The organism is Gemmatimonadaceae bacterium (assembly GCA_035606695.1).
Taxonomy (GTDB): domain Bacteria; phylum Gemmatimonadota; class Gemmatimonadetes; order Gemmatimonadales; family Gemmatimonadaceae; genus JAQBQB01.
Window position 1 is genome coordinate 17,295 of the sequence record DATNEW010000038.1, and the last position, 15,409, is coordinate 32,703.

The 15,409-nt window shown below is 64.3% G+C and carries 16 protein-coding genes and 1 tRNA gene; 9 read left to right on the forward strand and 8 right to left on the reverse strand.

Features of this window, described 5'->3' with window-relative positions; all coding sequences use genetic code 11:
- Positions 1 to 33 precede the first annotated feature (33 nt).
- From VN706_20615 to VN706_20640, 6 genes are all read left to right on the forward strand, one after another.
- Complete coding sequence (locus tag VN706_20615) at positions 34 to 597, forward strand: sigma-70 family RNA polymerase sigma factor (protein HXT18046.1); 564 nt, start codon at positions 34 to 36, stop codon at positions 595 to 597.
- Between the two features lie 7 nt (positions 598 to 604).
- Positions 605 to 1,009, forward strand: coding sequence for a hypothetical protein (locus tag VN706_20620; protein ID HXT18047.1), 405 nt, complete (start codon positions 605 to 607; stop codon positions 1,007 to 1,009).
- Entirely contained in the window at positions 982 to 1,374 is a 393-nt protein-coding gene (locus VN706_20625) for a hypothetical protein (GenBank protein ID HXT18048.1), read from the forward strand. Before VN706_20620 ends, VN706_20625 begins: the two co-directional genes overlap by 28 nt.
- Complete coding sequence (locus VN706_20630) at positions 1,359 to 2,681, forward strand: TolC family protein (protein ID HXT18049.1); 1,323 nt, start codon at positions 1,359 to 1,361, stop codon at positions 2,679 to 2,681. The genes VN706_20625 and VN706_20630 overlap by 16 nt, the downstream gene beginning before the upstream one ends.
- 222 nt (positions 2,682 to 2,903) lie before the next feature.
- Complete coding sequence (locus VN706_20635) at positions 2,904 to 4,886, forward strand: efflux RND transporter periplasmic adaptor subunit (GenBank protein ID HXT18050.1); 1,983 nt, start codon at positions 2,904 to 2,906, stop codon at positions 4,884 to 4,886.
- A 4-nt stretch (positions 4,887 to 4,890) separates the two neighbouring features.
- Positions 4,891 to 6,111 (forward strand): ABC transporter permease, encoded by a 1,221-nt coding sequence (locus VN706_20640; protein ID HXT18051.1) that lies wholly within the window; start codon positions 4,891 to 4,893, stop codon positions 6,109 to 6,111.
- A 117-nt stretch (positions 6,112 to 6,228) separates the two neighbouring features.
- Here the strand turns inward: VN706_20640 and VN706_20645 are convergent, their stop codons facing one another.
- The 7 genes from VN706_20645 to VN706_20675 form a co-directional block, all read right to left on the reverse strand.
- Positions 6,229 to 6,939 carry an energy transducer TonB gene (locus tag VN706_20645; GenBank protein ID HXT18052.1) on the reverse strand — a complete coding sequence of 237 codons (711 nt, stop codon included), beginning with the start codon at positions 6,937 to 6,939 and terminating at the stop codon, positions 6,229 to 6,231.
- A gap of 247 nt (positions 6,940 to 7,186) precedes the next feature.
- Positions 7,187 to 7,381, reverse strand: coding sequence for a CsbD family protein (locus VN706_20650; GenBank protein HXT18053.1), 195 nt, complete (start codon positions 7,379 to 7,381; stop codon positions 7,187 to 7,189).
- A 709-nt stretch (positions 7,382 to 8,090) separates the two neighbouring features.
- Positions 8,091 to 9,371, reverse strand: coding sequence for a transposase (locus tag VN706_20655; protein ID HXT18054.1), 1,281 nt, complete (start codon positions 9,369 to 9,371; stop codon positions 8,091 to 8,093).
- A gap of 192 nt (positions 9,372 to 9,563) precedes the next feature.
- Positions 9,564 to 9,656: transfer RNA gene (locus VN706_20660), tRNA-Ile, on the reverse strand.
- Positions 9,657 to 9,934: 278 nt separating this feature from the next.
- Positions 9,935 to 10,180 carry a hypothetical protein gene (locus VN706_20665; GenBank protein ID HXT18055.1) on the reverse strand — a complete coding sequence of 82 codons (246 nt, stop codon included), beginning with the start codon at positions 10,178 to 10,180 and terminating at the stop codon, positions 9,935 to 9,937.
- Complete coding sequence (locus VN706_20670) at positions 10,177 to 10,374, reverse strand: hypothetical protein (GenBank protein HXT18056.1); 198 nt, start codon at positions 10,372 to 10,374, stop codon at positions 10,177 to 10,179. The genes VN706_20665 and VN706_20670 overlap by 4 nt, the downstream gene beginning before the upstream one ends.
- Before the next feature lie 47 nt (positions 10,375 to 10,421).
- On the reverse strand, positions 10,422 to 11,114 hold the full coding sequence (locus VN706_20675; protein ID HXT18057.1) for a hypothetical protein: 693 nt from the start codon (positions 11,112 to 11,114) through the stop codon (positions 10,422 to 10,424).
- Positions 11,115 to 11,188: 74 nt separating this feature from the next.
- Here VN706_20675 and VN706_20680 point away from each other — a divergent pair, with 74 nt between their 5' ends.
- The 3 genes from VN706_20680 (at position 11,189) to VN706_20690 (ending at position 14,432) form a co-directional block, all read left to right on the forward strand.
- A complete protein-coding gene (locus tag VN706_20680; protein ID HXT18058.1) occupies positions 11,189 to 11,416 on the forward strand; it encodes a helix-turn-helix transcriptional regulator in 228 nt (75 codons plus the stop codon).
- A gap of 155 nt (positions 11,417 to 11,571) precedes the next feature.
- Positions 11,572 to 12,150, forward strand: coding sequence for a PadR family transcriptional regulator (locus tag VN706_20685; GenBank protein HXT18059.1), 579 nt, complete (start codon positions 11,572 to 11,574; stop codon positions 12,148 to 12,150).
- Between the two features lie 257 nt (positions 12,151 to 12,407).
- Positions 12,408 to 14,432, forward strand: a complete 2,025-nt coding sequence (locus VN706_20690) for a potassium transporter Kup (protein HXT18060.1) — start codon at positions 12,408 to 12,410, stop codon at positions 14,430 to 14,432.
- 4 nt (positions 14,433 to 14,436) lie between these two features.
- Here the strand turns inward: VN706_20690 and VN706_20695 are convergent.
- Positions 14,437 to 15,409 (reverse strand): PDZ domain-containing protein (locus VN706_20695; GenBank protein HXT18061.1); only part of this gene is annotated, 973 nt, incomplete at its 5' end.

Genomic DNA, 15,409 nt, shown 5'->3' on the forward strand with positions numbered 1-15,409 from the left:
TTTGCTGCGACAACACTCGAACTGCCGTTCCGTATGCCGTCACCTAGTACGTCCGGCGACGCCAGAGCGGACGAACGGGCGCTTGTCGTCGCTGCGCAGCGCGGAGAATCGGAAGCTTTCGCGAGTCTCGTGCGGCAGCATCAGCGTCGAGCGTACGCCGTGTGTCGCGCGATCGTGCTCACGCACGAGGACGCGGAGGACGCGGTGCAGGAAGGATTTCTTCACGCCTTCAAGGCACTGGACCGGTTCCTTCCCGATCAACCGTTCGGCGCGTGGCTGTACCGCATCATGGCCAATGCGTCGCTGGATCTGGTGCGGCGGCGGAAGGTTCGCGATGCGGACGAGCTGCCGGATACGGTTCCCATGCCGTTTCGGGATCCGGGCGAGTCAGACGAGCTTCGGCGGCGCTTGAACCAGGCGCTCACGAAGTTGTCCGAACGCCAGCGCGCGGTGATCGTGTTGCACGACGTTGAAGGATTTACTCACGGAGAAATTGGTGGCATGCTGGGGATTCCAGAGGGCACGGCCCGCTCGGATCTCCATCATGCGAGAGCGGCGCTGAGGCGCCTGTTGCAGGACGTTCGGAGCGATTTGTGAGGACCCCATGAGCGATATTCGACTCTTCAACTACGATGACGACGAGGTGACCGGCGGGCTTCGCTCGCTGTATGCCGCCCCGTCGGGCGATGCGTATTGGAACGAGCTCGAAGCGCGCATCATGGCGCGCGTCGCCGACGTCGACATCGGCTGGTGGACGGAGCTCGATCGCTGGGTGCGCCCGGCGCTCGCCGCCGCCGCCGTGCTGCTGATCGCGGCCGGCATCGCGATGTTCCGCGCGCATCAGGTGGAAAACGAGATCGCCGCCGACAGCATGTTGTCGTCCCCCGCCGTACCGGTGTCAAGCGCCGTGCGTCCGTCGCTCGACGACGACCGCAGTGCACGTATTCGTTACCTCTTCGGCTGTTCCAGCCAGGATGCCTCATGCAGCGCTCCAAACAGCAAGCGCTGATGTTCCTGTTGGGCGCCGTGCTCGTCGGCGGCGCGCTCGGCATGTCCGCCGACCGGTACATCGCGCACGACAAGTTTGCCTCGCAGTTCGGACCGCGCGTCAAGTTCTACGACGAGATGGGTCTGAACGAGACGCAGCGCAACACGCTCGACTCGCTGGCGTTTCAGCAGGACTGCGCCATTCGCACGTTGCTCGCGCCGCAGAAGCCGGCGCTCGATTCGATCAAGGCGCGGTTCCATCGCCAGGGTGATGCCGTCTTCACCGCGGAACAACGCGCGAAGCTGGATGTACGTCGCAAGGAAACCAAGGCTCGGCACGATGCCGAGCAGTCCAAGGAGCCCAAGAGAACATGCGCAGGAAACTGATTGTTGTTTCGCTGCTCGCGGCGCCGATGATGCTTGGCGCGCAGCAGATGACCGATACCACGTTCCATACAATCTCGCTCGCGGATGCACTGCGGTTGGCGACCGAGAACAACGTTTCGAACATCACGGCGGCAAACTCCGTCCGGCTGGCGAACAACAGCGTGCGTTCGGCGCGGGCGGAGTGGTATCCCAGTTTGTCGGCGAGCACGAACCAGAGTATCAACCAGGGCGATCGTCTCGGGCCGAGCAACAACCTGATCCCGATCGCCTCGAAGTGGGCATACACGACATCGTTACAGTCGGCGATGACGGTGTACGACGGTGGCCGTACGCGTGCCGACGTGCGCACGCAGCAGTCCAACGTCGCGCAGCAGCAGGCGAACCAGATCAACACAGAGTTCAACATCTCGTTCAACGTCAAGCAAGCGTATAACGCCGCGCTTGCCGCACGTGAGAGCGAAGCGGCGGCGCGAGCGCAGCTCGCGACCGCGCAGCTCCAGCTCCAGACCTCGATCGCCAAGGTGAATGCCGGCGCCGCCACGGTGTCCGATTCGCTTCGCGGCATCGTCGCCGTGGGCAACGCGCAGCTGGCGTTGCTCCAGGCGCAAAGCAATCTGCGAACGCAGAGCGCCAACCTCACGCGCTTCGTCGGCACGAACTACTTCGTCACCGCGGATCCGGCTGACACCACTGACCACTCGATGGCGCCGGTCGACAGTGCGACCATCATGGCGATGGCGCTGAACGGCCCGACGATTCGCGCCGCGGACGCGGCGGTCAATTCCGCGAACGCAGCAGAGCGCTCGGCCAAGGCCGCGTATTTTCCGCAGATCAGCCTGAGCGGTTCCATCGGTGGCAGTGGAACGAACGCGTTCTATGGTGTGCCGGGCCTTCGCGGCGACAATGTATTCCCCTACAGCAAGTCGCTCGGCATTCAGGCCTCGCTGCCGATCTTCAACCGGTATCAGCGCGAGAACTCGATCGCTTCCGCCCAGATCTCGTACGACAACGCTCAGGCTCTGGCGCGCGACGCGCGTCTCGCCGCGCAGCAGAACGTCGTCACCGGCTTCGCCGCCCTCCGCAACGCCGAAGAGTCGATTCGCGTGAATCAGACCAACGTGCAGGCGAGTCAGGAAGATCTTCGCGTCGTGCAGCAGCGCTACAATCTCGGCGCAAGCACGCTGCTCGACGTGCTGACCTCGCAGCAGGCGCTGGCAACGGCGCAGCAGCAGCTGATTCAGGCGCGCTTGAATTACCGCAACGCGCGGGCGCAGCTCGAGCAGGCGATCGGGCAGAATTTGCCATAGTGCGCTGGGCGTTGGGCGCTGGGCGGTGGTCCTGAAGGGCGAAGGGCGACGGAGAACATTCCCGTCGCCCCTCGTTCGTTACGCCCATTCGCCCACACGTCCATACGCCCATACGCCCATACGCCCGCATCACCCAGCACTTGTCCCCCTTCAGGCGTAGAATTAGCAGCAAGTCCGACCATCCGCGGCCTGACACCCGGCCGCTTCCAGGAGACCCACCCAGTGAAACGTTATCTCGGAGCCGCGTTGCTCCTCGCCGCGGCCGGCGTGGCAACCGCGTGCGCCAAGAAGCAGCAGGCGCCCACCGTGCAGGTCGCCGTCGTGTCCTACCGCGACATCATCGTCGATGCACAGGCGAACGGCGTCATCGAGCCGCTCGTCGTCACCGACGTGAAGTCGAAGGCCGGCGGCATGATCACCAAGATGCCCGTCGAGACCGGCACGCACGTCAACCCCGGCGACCTCATCGTCCAGATCGATACGCGCGACGTCCAGAACCGCTTCGACCAGGCGCAGGCGCAGCTCGTCGCCGCGCAGGCCAAGCTCGACGTCGCCGAGCAGGACAAGAAGCGCAATGAAGAGATGTTCAAGGCGCGCGTGATCACGCCGCAGGAATACGAGCAGGTCGCGGTGAATTATGAGAACGCGAAATCCGGCGTCGTCTCGGCCAAGGCCAACCTCGACATCGCCAAGCAGGCGCTCGAGGAAGCCACCGTGCGCGCGCCGGGCGAAGGCGTCATCATCACGAAGAACGTCGCGGTCGGCACCGTGATCGCGTCGGCCACCGGCTCGGTGAGCGGCGGCACGACGATCGTGCAGATGGCCGACCTGAGCATCGTGCGCATTCGCGCGTACTTCAACGAGAGCGACATCGGCAACATTCATCCGGGCCAGCCGGCCAACGTGACGGTCGATGCCTATCCGGATCGCCGCTTCACCGGCTCCGTCGAGAAGATCGAACCGCAGGCCATCGTTCAGCAGAACGTGACGATGTTCCCGGTGCTCGTGAATCTGCAGAACCAGGAAGGCCTGCTTCGTCCCGGCATGAACGGCACGGTCGCGGTGTTGATCGATGAGCGCGACAACGTGCTCGCGATTCCGAACGACGCGATCAAGAATCCGCGCGAAGCGGTGACGACCGGCGCGATGCTCGGGCTTGCGGCGGACACGGTCAACAACGAGCTCAAGGCGCAGGGCTACAATCCCGGCGCGCGCGGCGGATTCGGCGGCCGTAACGGGCAGGGTGGTCAGGGCCGTCGTAACGGCGGTGCGAACGGCGGTGGCGCAGCAGCTGGACCGACCGGTGGACCAACTGGTGGCTCAACTGGAGGCACCGCCGGCGGCGAAGTCTCGCTCATGGACGCCGGCGTCGCGCAGCAGGGTGGCGCGCAGGGCGGCCAGGGTGGTTTCGGTCAAGGCGGCTTCGGCGGCGGCATGCAGGTGTCGGACGCTGACTGCAAGAAGATCGACGACGCGCTCAAAGCGCATCCCGCCGAGAAGAAGCAGCTCGATGATCTGCGGGCGAAGCAGCGCGCGCTGATGCCCGCCGGATTCGGCGGCGGAGCGAACGGCGGCGGCGGATTCAATCGCCGCGGTCGCGATTCGACCGGCGGTGCGGCGCGCCGCGCTGGTGGCGACAGCACGCGTCGTCGCGACGGTGGTAATAATGGCGGCAACAACGGCGCCAACGGTGGCGGTGGCCAGAATGGCGGCCGTCGCGGCAGTCCGGAGATGCAGGCCATCGGTCAGCAGATGCGCGACATCTACACGAAGCTCAATCTCGATGCGCGCACGGCCGGCGCTTGCGCGCGTCGCGCACAGGGCGGCGCTCAACGCGCGCAGGGTGGCACGCAGGGCGGCGCGAACCAAGGTGGAAACCGCGGCGGTCAGTTGACGCCGTCGCCGGAGCTCGGCTCGCGTCCGGTGCGTCCGCGCGCTGGCCTCGTATTCGTGACCGACAGCTCGAAGACGCAATTCCATCCGCGCATCGTACAGCTGGGTCAGGGCAATCTCGATTACACCGAAGTGGTGAGCGGTCTCAAGCCCGGCGAACGCGTCGTCATGCTAGGCGCGCTGGCGCTGCAGGCGCAGCGGCAGCAGCAGCAGGATCGCCTGCGGCAGAACGCCAGCCCGCTTGGTGGACAGCCGGGCCCCGGCGGCGGCGGTCCGCCGCGCGGCGGCGGTGGCGGCGGCAGAGGGCGTTAATTAAATGCTCATTGGAGAAATCATAAGCGTCGCGCTCGGGGCGCTGCGGGCGAACAAGCTTCGGTCGCTGCTCACGATGCTCGGCATCGTGATCGGCGTCGGCGCCGTCATCGCGGTCGTGGCGCTCGGCACGGGCGCGCAGCAGGCGGTGAAGGATCGCATCGCGGCGCTCGGCACCACGCTGTTGACGGTGAGCCCCGGCCAGCAGCGCGGCCAGGGCGTCGCGATCGCCGGCGCGCAGCAGAAGCTGATCATCGACGACGCGAAGGCCATCGACGAGCGCGCGACGCACGTCATCGCCGTGCAGCCCGAAATGCGCTCGCAGCAGCAGATCGTGTGGGGCAACAAGAACGCGAGCACGCAGATCATCGGGACCACGCCCAACTATCTCGAGGTGCGCAAGTACGCGATGGCCTACGGCCGCATGTTCACGGCAGCCGACGACGAAGGACGCCAGCGCGTCGCGGTCCTGGGCTCGGCGGTCGTCGACAACCTTGGGGTCACGAACCCCGAAGCGCTCGTCGGAGAGTCGGTGCGCATTCGCGGCACGCAGTTCACCGTCGTGGGCGTGATGAAGTCCAAGGGCCAGGCCAACGCGTTCCAGAATCCGGACGATGAAATCCTGGTGCCGATCCAGACCGCGCGCTTCCGCGTGAACGGATCCGATCGGTTGCAGTCGATCAGCGCGCTCGCCGAGTCGGAAGACGCGATTCCCGACGCGATGGCCGACATCCAGCGCGTGATCCGCCGCCAGCACAAGATCCGCCAGGGCGCGCCGGACGATTTCCAGATTCGTAATCAGTCCGACATTCTCGCGACGACGCAGGAAACGACGGAAGTGATGACGTACCTGCTGTCGGGCATCGCCGCGGTGTCGCTGCTCGTCGGCGGCATCGGCATCATGAACATCATGCTCGTGTCGGTCACCGAGCGCACGCGCGAGATCGGCATTCGGAAAGCGCTTGGCGCGACGCGCTTCAACATCCTGCTGCAGTTCCTCATCGAGGCCGTGGTGCTCTGCGTGCTCGGCGGGCTGGTGGGAATCGGCCTGGGCGCGGGCGGCGCCGCGGTGATGAGCCGGACCGCCGGCTGGTCGACGCAGATTTCGACGACGGCAATCGTCATGGCCTTCGCGTTCTCGGCGTTCGTCGGTGTGGCGTTCGGCGTGTGGCCGGCGCGCCGCGCGGCGGTACTCGATCCGATCGTCGCGCTGAGATACGAATAGCTTTGCGGTGGGCGGTGGGCGGTGGGCGCTGGGCGATGGGCGTGAACAGCAACGGGCGACGGAATCCTCTCCGTCGCCCGTTGCCGTTCCGCCCCGACGCCCCGACGCCCCGACGCCTCACTTCAATCGAAACTCGAACGGCATCTGCGCCACAGCCGGTACATGACGCCCGTCAGCTTCCGCGGGCCGGAAACGAAAGCGGCTCAGCGCGTCGCGCACCGCCGCCGTGAACTGGTCGTGCGTGGACGCGATGACCTTTATAGAACTCATATCGATGCGCCCGGTCGTGTCGACGACGAACTGCACGAGCACCGAGCCCTCGACGCCCGCGTTGCGCAGCCGCTCGGGATAGCGCGGTATCGCCGACGAAACGATCCGCATGAGCAGGTCGCGGCCGCGCCATTCGTCGATCTGCGGGCCGCCGCCGGGACTCCCACGGCCGCCGACACCATCGTAGAGCCGCGAGACATTCCCGCAGTCCGCGCACCCCGTCACCGGCGGATTCGACGCCAGGAACAGCGCCGCGTTCGTGCCGATCGCCGGCACAAATTTGTCCGCGGGCAACTGGATGCTCGGCATCTCGAAGCCCGTCGTGTGCGGAAGCCGAGGGAGAATGTCGATCACCGCGTGATGGATGATCGGCGGCGGCGTCACGGGCGCCGCGAGCCTCACCCACCGCGGCTTGAGTAGTTCGTTTCGCGCCAGATGCCCGTGCGCCGCGGTGGCCGTGACCGCACCAATGATGGCGACATGCGCCGCGACGCTCAGCGCCGCGCTGCCGGTTCGCTTCTGCTTGCGCGCGCGCGATTCGATCAGAACTCCGAACATGACGCCTCCTCCGAAATGAATTCCGTGAGTGCGGGCGACGCCGATGTCGCTCCAACGCCAGCTTATCACGCCGAGGTTGTGTGGCGGTTGCGGGCGCGTGAGCGGCCGGTGAGCCGTTCGTGAGGAGCACGCTGCGGTTCGATTAGCGAATCATGAAGACGACTCGCCGTCGGCGAATGCGAACGAGGCCCGGCGTCTGTGACGCCGAGCCTCGTTCGATGTTCGTATTCTGGTCTCGAGTCGAGCCCTAGCGATCCAGGTCCTGCTCGGCCTCGCCGATCTTGCGCTGGGCTTTGCCCTCGAGGTCCTTGGCTTTGCCCTTGAGCTGCTCGCTCGTGTCGCCGGTCAGCCCGCCGACCGCGTCGCGTACGTGCCCTTCGGCCTGCTTGCCGGCGCCCTTGATCTGGTTCTCGAGACCATCGGTGTTGAGATCGTCCGCCATGTGCTTCCCCCTGAGTGGTTTGCTGATCCGAGGCCAAGCGCCTCGGCGCCTCTCAAAAAGGCAATGGACGTACCCATCGGCGCGGGACTCTCGCCGGATCGATGGATCGATATTGCGCTACTGCCGGCTTTGCACATAAAACCGGGCTGAGCGGCTGATTTATGGGCAGGTAGTTCGTTTTATGTGCAGAGGCCAAGCGGAGGCACGCCGCAAAGCGGCGATTGCGGTGGAAAAATCGTGTCACCCTGTCCTAGCTTAGATCTAGAGTCCCTTCAGGGCGGGGTGGTGCATGGGCGGGGTGGTAATGGATACAACCGATGTGAAGTCGCCAGAGGCAGTCGAAGAAGGTCCGGTGAAAACGACGGCGCCGCAGGTTGCAACGACTCCCGCTGGCGAAATGGTTTATGAGTTGGTGCGTCCGCTCGGTGACAGCCAGCGCTCGCACGCGGCGCGCCACACTGGCGGAGCAACGGCCGCAAACGATTCGCTCATTTCCGTCAGTAACACGTAGCCGCAACCCGGACACGCGAACTCAATGTTGCCGCGATCCTTCTCGTCCTTTGGCTTGAAGGTACCGACGTAGACTCTGGTTGGTTTGTCACCGATTCCGGCTACCGGCTGGAGTTCACGCCGTTCTGGCCGCACATGCGCCTCACACATGAGAGAGTTGTAAAGCTGCGCGTTTTCCGGCCAATCCGCTAGGCTGGGGCTATGCAGCCGCATCGAACCCTGGCACCGACACGCCAAGTTCAAAGGTTGAGTGAACGACGCACACGATGTTGTACGCGATCACTTTGAGTAGTAGTTCGTTGATCTGCGCCGGCCGGGTCTTGCTCCGCAACGTGTCGCCGAACACGCGCTTGATCGCGGAGAACGTCGATTCGACGTTGCTCCGCGCGTGGTAGTGCGCGAGGAAGTCATCGCGACGAAGGTTGTATAAGTGGTACAGCCAGCGCCACGCCGTGCTGTCACGCTGCGCGCCGGGATTCTGCCACACGCGCATCGCTGAAGCCTGCGCGGTCGAACGCAACGCGATGTAGGGCGTCGCGCCCACCGCCGCAGCGAGGGCCACGTTTTTGCGCGAACCGTATGCCTTGTCGGCGACGATCTCCTTCATGTGGAAGCGTTCAGCGCCAGCGAGCACCAGCGGGCTGAATTGCGGAGCGTCATTCGCGTTCCGCTCCGTCACGCGCGCTGCGCCAATCACGTTCGTTTTCACGCCCACGAGCGCGTGCAGTTTGATCCAATCATGCGACTCCAACTCCATGCCGCCGTACTTGCTCGTGAAGTGGCGATAGAAGTTCGTCGTTCCGAAGCCTGTCGAATCGACGGCGAACGTCTCTTCGACGACGCCGAGCGGAAGGGCGCTCGCCGTCACGAGGTCATAGAGGATCGGAGTCAGTGCCGCGTCCTCGATGGTCTTGAGGACCGTGTTGAAGTGCCAGGGCCGACTCAGGTAGCCCGCCTCGTGAGCCTCGCGGAGATCCGTCATGAAGCGACGGCTACTCATGGTCGAGTAGACCTTGAACGTCGCGGCGAACAGCGCCTCATTGAGCGGCACGCGTGGGCGTCCGCGCGTCTGTGTCGGTGCTGGGACGTTCGCGCACAGATCGCGTAGCAAGCGGCAGAACAGCGCTTTCTCTTGCGTCTGCGCCTTGTTGTACGCGGGCCAGTTCTGCGGATAGGTGATGCGGACCTTTGCGGTCTCAGTCACCGTTTCCGTCACGTGCACGTTGCCGTCCGTCGATTCAGTCACGGTCTGGCGCTGAATCACGAACTCGACGGCGAAACAGTGCTTGCACTTCATGCCCCGCAGCTCGTAGTCGGGGCAGGTGCAGCGCGGGCCGGTGGCGTCCATGCAGACGCGGTAGTGGCCCTTCGTGCTTTGCGACGGGACGATCCAATCGTCTCCGCGCTTTTCGATGCGCGCACGCACGGCGATTTCCTTGCCGCGCGCCTCCCGCACAACATCCAGCGTTCTCGTGTTCATGACCAATGTCCGGTTTCAGTCCGGACACCAATATACGTGAGCGCTTACGTATATTCAACGGGCAATTTGTGCCGCACAGCGTCATCATTGGGTGCACCTTCGGTGGGCCGTCGATCCGCGAAGGTGTTGACCATCGTAGCCACCAGATGCTATGATGTGGTCAGCCCCCCGCGTTGTCGGCGGCAAAGGGTTTGGCGGAAGCGGAGGGAATCGCACCCCCGACCGTGTTCGAGGCACGGTGCTTCGGTTTATCAGACCGGCGCTTTACTTCTCAGCCACGCTTCCAGATTTTGACTTTTCAGAAACGGCCATCTCGTTCTCAGGCGGGTGGCCGTTCTGCTTTTCAGTGACTTAGCTGGTGGTATAATCCCCGAAATCGAGTTCCCCTTACGCTTGATCCGCATCGCCGATTCGATGCGCGGAACAAAAAAGCGCGGGACCGCCACTCCGATTCGGAGTCGCTGTCCCGCGCGTTCGCGGTACTCAGGATTGTGCGGGCGAGGTGGCGCCCGATACAAACTTAGGTCAGGTGGTCACACATGATCAAACGTGACGCGTGTTTGTCATTTCGATTCTGGACTGTTCGTCGGGCGCACTAAGTGCTCGAATCTCGTCGTGTACGCGGCGAGATCCTCGGCCGTTGGCACGCGACCAAGCACGAGATCGTCGGCCTCAACGCCATCCGCGTCCGTCAGCGAGCGCAACTCTTCATTGAGCGCCTTGGCGCTGGGGCCGAATTGCGACCGCCATTTCAATTCGAGGCGCGCCAGCTCTGCCGCTTCTTCCGGAGTGCGTTCGATGCGCGTCACGACGTTTCCCGCTCGCGTTTCGCCCACCTAGCCATGACGGCCTTGCGCGCCGATTCGCTGCGCTCTTCTGGCGTCATCTTCGCCGCGCGAGCCTTGCCGCCCTTGAGACCACCCTTTCGGCCCAGCGCGACGGCGGCGGGGTCCTTTCGTTTCTTGGGCGGCGTCGCCGCCGTGCGTGAGCGCTTCGGTGTCATGGCAACAAGATGCGCGTGTGTGGCAACACTGCACAAGCGAAAACGTGCTAGCGCTTGGTTGCCTCGGCCCGACACTGCGCGATGGCAACAGTCTTGTCGAATCGCACAGCGGATGATTCGTAGTGACAGTACCGCGCGACCGCACAGGCCGACCGTGCGGCATTTGGCGCATACACTTCCGCGTCAGTTCGATCACGACTGACGATGGCCGCGTCCTGTTGCGCACATTTTGACTCCATGGTGACGGCTCGTGGTTCGGCCGTTCCGAGACGATTCTCAGCTAGCTCACGAGTTTGGGACTCTAGCGTCGATTCCCACTTCCCGGTCGTCGAGCAGTCCACGTGCGCGTTGGTGAACATTCCAGAAACGTTGCCGCGCCACTGCGCGGTAACTCGCACGGTAGAATGAGCGCTATCCCCCCGAACCAAGACGTTGTAAACGACGCTTTCGAGAACGCCGCGTGATCCGTCGGCTGCTCGACCGCAATTGGCGAGATCGGTAGCCTCCGACAACGCGTACGGCACATTCAGCGGATCGGTCGCGATGAATCCCGAAGCGCGGTCTATGGTCTTAATCGGAATGTTATTCGCCGCGAAAATGTCGATAACGGCATTCCAGGTCTTGTTTGACGACGCGGCAATGTCCATCGAGGGGCGTGGCGCGGCAGGCGGCGGCAAGGTTGGCACGCACGCCGTCACACACGTAGTCAATAGCGCGACGGAAAGGGAGGCGCGGCTCATCCAGCGATGTCTCCAATAGACTGTGCTCCCGATAGATTGTAGAGCTATCGGAGTCAGCCCGCCAGCGTTCGGACATGCGCTACCCCGAGGCGTTTGGCCGAACCGTGCGGCGGCTCCGCGAAGAACGACAAGTCTCTCAGGAAGCGTTCGCGGCGGACGCTGGAATCAGCCGCACCTACATGAGCGAGATCGAACGCGGCGTGACGACCGTTTCACTCGACACAATTGCGAAGCTGGCCAAGGCGCTCGACATCAGCATGGCGACGCTCATGAAATACATGGAGGACTCCGACCGGCGGTGACGGCCCGGCCCGCTGGGACTCCTAGGGACTTTATGTGCAGCCCGCCTGTTTTATGTGCAGACGGGCTTTTATGTGCAAAGCCGCTACTGCCTCTTGCGAAGATATATCGCCCGTTATATCGTTGACCCAACTCCGATATATCTTCGAGGTGGCACATGCACGGCGATCCGACATTCTTCGGCTTCAACTGTGACACGCGCGGCCGCTGGCGCTGGGGCGGCTTTGGCGACTGGGCGGGCGAGGGACCGCGACGCTGGCACGGCCGCGCCGCGCGGTTCTTCGAGCAGGGCGATCTCAAATACGTGATCCTGCGCCTGCTCGAGGAGAAGCCGCGGCACGGCTACGAGATCATCAAGGACCTGGAGAGTCGGTTTGGCGGGTCATACGCGCCGAGTCCGGGGACTGTCTACCCGACGTTGACGATGCTCGAGGACCTGGGCTTCGCGCGCGTGGTGCCGGAGGATGGCGGGAAAAAGATCTACGAGATCACGGATGAGGGGCGGAAGCATCTGGCGGAGCACAGTACGACGGTGGACGACATCTTCGAGCGGATCGCGCGGTTCGTGGAGGGTTTTACGGACGAACCGATGACCGAGCTAAACAAGTCGTTTCAGCGACTTGCTCGCGCCACCTACAAGACAGCTACGGCACATATAGCGGATAAGGATCGCATCAATCGCATTCGCGAGATCATCCAACGTGCCGTCGACGAGATCGACGCCATCGCCAAGTAAGCGGCTCGAAGGGCGGGAGTCGCGCGCGCCCTCCATTGCGGGCACACAAAGCGCTAGGTTCAACACGGGTCGCGGAGCTCATCCGCGACCCGTTTTTTGCTTGTTCCTGCGTATCGCCGGAGCAGTAGCGGTCGTCTCTTGTCGTCTTTCCGGCACTCATGCAATCCAGGCGGGGCGACCCCGCAGTATCCTAGATGAAAGCACAACCACGTCGCGCCACGGATTCGTCAGGCGAGCCTCCACCCGCAAGGGTGGACATGACCTCGCAGTCCGGACCCGCTCGCGTTCTTCCGGCCAACGCTACGAACACCAGCGGTTTCCACGCCGCGGTGCCGCCTCAGCGGCACCACATCGACCAGCATCCAACCGGCAAGCGGCTCGCGTTTCTGTCGCTGACTGCCCTCGGCATCGTCTACGGCGACATCGGCACCAGCCCGCTGTACGCGCTGCAGCAGTGCTTCATGGCCAAGAGCGGCCTCGTTCCGAACATCGAGAACGTCTACGGCGTCCTCTCCTTGATCGTCTGGCTGCTCGTGCTCGTCGTCGCGGTCAAGTACATCGCGTTCATCATGCGCGCCGACAACCGCGGCGAAGGCGGCATTCTCGCGCTGATGGCGCTCATCCTTCAGCAGGAGCGCCGCAGCAGCGATACCCGCCGGCGGGTGATTCTCATCTCGCTCGGCCTCTTCGGCGCGGCGCTGCTGTACGGCGACGGCATCATCACTCCGGCGATGTCGGTGCTCTCCGCCGTGGAAGGCCTCAAGGTCGTGGCGCCGGCGCTCAATCCGTACACCGTCGTCACGCTCGCCGCGATCATTCTCTTCATCCTGTTCGCGGTGCAGCGGTTCGGAACGGGCCGCGTGGGCACGGCGTTCGGCCCCATCATGTCGCTGTGGTTCGTGACGATCGCGGTGCTCGGCGCCGTCGAGATCGTTCGCGAGCCGAGGATTCTCTTCGCGCTGAACCCGTGGCACGGGGTGCGGTTCTTCATGGCCAACGGCCGGGTGGGTTTTCTCGCCCTCGGTGCCGTGGTGCTGGCGGTGACGGGCGCGGAAGCGCTCTACGCGGACATGGGCCACTTCGGCAAGCGGCCGATCCGCTTCGCCTGGTTCAGCCTCGTGCTGCCGGCGCTCCTCGTCAACTATCTCGGGCAGGGCGCGCTGCTCCTGCGCGACGCGTCGGCGGTGTCGAACCCGTTCTTCCTGCTCGCGCCGCGCGCGATTCTCCTTCCGCTCGTCGTGCTCGCGACGCTCGCCGCGGTGATCGCGTCCCAGGCGTTGATCTCGGGCGCGTTCTCGCTCACGCAGCAGGCCGTGCAGCTCGGCTACTCGCCGCGTGTCACCATTCTGCACACATCGGCCACGGAATCGGGACAGATCTTCATTCCCGAAGTCAGCAAGCTGATGATGGTCGGGTGTCTGCTGCTCGTCATCGCGTTCCAGAGCTCCGAGCGGCTGGGCGCCGCGTATGGCATCGCCGTCACGGGGACGATGGCGATTACCTCTCTGCTCTTCTCGGTGGTCGCGCGCGCGCGATGGAACTGGTCGCTGGCGCACGTCATACCGATCACGGTCGGCTTCTTCGCGATCGACATCGCGCTCTTCTCGGCGAACATCATCAAGATCGAATATGGCGGCTGGGTGCCGCTCGCGATCGCGATCGTCGTCTATACGCTGCTCAGCACGTGGAAGAAGGGCCGCATTCTGCTCAACAAGGCGCTGCATGCCGGCGCCTTGCCGCTCGACTTGTTCCTGGGCGACGTCGCGCGGAAGAAACCGCCGCGCGTACCCGGCACCGCGGTGTTCATGACGTCATCGAACGACGGGGTGCCCGTGGTGTTGCTGCATCATCTCAAGCACAACAAGGTCCTGCACGAGCAAGTGATTCTGATGTCGGTCGTGACCGCGGACATTCCCGAGATCAAGTCGAACGACCGCGTGACGACGGAAGGACTCGAGCACGGATTCTTCCGCGTCACGGCCCGCTACGGCTTCATGGAGACGCCGAACGTGCCGGAGATCCTGCATCGCGCGCGCGAGGCGGGGATCAAGGCCAAGCCAAACGAGACGACGTTCTATCTTGGGCGCGAGCGGATCATTCTCGCCACGGGCGAACGTCGTCCGGGCACGCGGCGCGCGCCGGACGACGTGGTGGTACCCCGCATGTGGCGGTGGCGGAAAAAGCTCTTCGTGGTGATGTCGCGCAACGCGCGCTCGGCGACGGAGTTCTTCGGTATTCCGCCCAACCGCGTCGTCGAGTTGGGTGCGCAGGTGGAGTTCTAACCCTTCACCACTCGACCCGCCCTCCGCCGATTCGCGCGAAGCCACGCCCGACCTGGTCGAGCAGCCGCCCGACGTTCGGAATTTCGTTCTGCAGCTCGACGCGTCCCATCAGCGGCATCATCGACGGATAGCTGTCGTCGCGCGTGATCACCATCGTCCGCCCGTGGCGCGGGAGATCGCTGGCGCGCACCGTCTTTACTTTCAAGTTCTTGTATTGTCCGTTGAAGTAGAGGCGAAGCTCCACGTCGTCGCCCGGCTTGACCTTGTTGAGCTCGCGCTCGAGACGCCCGGTGTTCGTCGAGCTGAAGGCATAGAAGCCCTCGTCTTCGTTGCGCGTCCGGCTCGCCCGAAGATCGACGCCGTTGATCGACGCGATGCGGCTTCCCTCTTCGATCCCCGCCTTCGCCGCCGGACTGTTGTCGTCGACGCCGAGCACGAGCACGCCGATCGAGTCGCGAGAGGTGCCGGTCGTCGCGATCTGAAGACCGAGCGTCGCGCGCTCGTCGTCGGCCCGGCGGATGTATGCTTGCCGCAGGTCCTCCGACGATATCGTCTTCACCTTCACCGACTTGGTCTGGCCGCCCGACACGACGCGCAGGTCCACCTCGTCGCCCGGATGGAGCTTTCCGATCTCGCGCGAGAGACGGCGGCTCATGGCGTCCGCCATCTCGTAATCGCCGACGTCGGCCGCGGCGAGCTTGAGGCTCACGCCGTTGATCGACGCAATGCGATCTCCCTCCTGAATGCCGGCCTTCTCCGCCGGACTTCCGTCGCGCACGGCGCTGACGAGCACCCCGAGCGTGTCACGATTCGTGGCGCCGGCGTTCGTCGTCACGCCGATCACCGCGCGTGGATCCTCGAGCTTGCGATAGACCGTGGGCGCGGACGCAATTCGAACGGCGCCCGGCATCTGTGCCGAAACCGACGTCGCCAACGCGCCGGCAAAGACCGTCGGCAGCAGTGCAAATACTCGCATA

Bases quoted from the DNA above. Each gene is read 5' to 3' on its own strand.
- VN706_20615 (HXT18046.1), top strand. From the start codon at position 34: ATGCCGTCACCTAGTACGTCCGGCGACGCCAGAGCGGACGAACGGGCG.
- VN706_20620 (HXT18047.1), top strand. From the start codon at position 605: ATGAGCGATATTCGACTCTTCAACTACGATGACGACGAGGTGACCGGC.
- VN706_20625 (HXT18048.1), top strand. From the start codon at position 982: ATGCAGCGCTCCAAACAGCAAGCGCTGATGTTCCTGTTGGGCGCCGTG.
- VN706_20630 (HXT18049.1), top strand. From the start codon at position 1,359: ATGCGCAGGAAACTGATTGTTGTTTCGCTGCTCGCGGCGCCGATGATG.
- VN706_20640 (HXT18051.1), top strand. From the start codon at position 4,891: ATGCTCATTGGAGAAATCATAAGCGTCGCGCTCGGGGCGCTGCGGGCG.
- VN706_20645 (HXT18052.1), bottom strand. From the start codon at position 6,939: ATGTTCGGAGTTCTGATCGAATCGCGCGCGCGCAAGCAGAAGCGAACC.
- VN706_20650 (HXT18053.1), bottom strand. From the start codon at position 7,381: ATGGCGGACGATCTCAACACCGATGGTCTCGAGAACCAGATCAAGGGC.
- VN706_20655 (HXT18054.1), bottom strand. From the start codon at position 9,371: ATGAACACGAGAACGCTGGATGTTGTGCGGGAGGCGCGCGGCAAGGAA.
- VN706_20670 (HXT18056.1), bottom strand. From the start codon at position 10,374: ATGACACCGAAGCGCTCACGCACGGCGGCGACGCCGCCCAAGAAACGA.
- VN706_20675 (HXT18057.1), bottom strand. From the start codon at position 11,114: ATGAGCCGCGCCTCCCTTTCCGTCGCGCTATTGACTACGTGTGTGACG.
- VN706_20680 (HXT18058.1), top strand. From the start codon at position 11,189: ATGCGCTACCCCGAGGCGTTTGGCCGAACCGTGCGGCGGCTCCGCGAA.
- VN706_20685 (HXT18059.1), top strand. From the start codon at position 11,572: ATGCACGGCGATCCGACATTCTTCGGCTTCAACTGTGACACGCGCGGC.
- VN706_20690 (HXT18060.1), top strand. From the start codon at position 12,408: ATGACCTCGCAGTCCGGACCCGCTCGCGTTCTTCCGGCCAACGCTACG.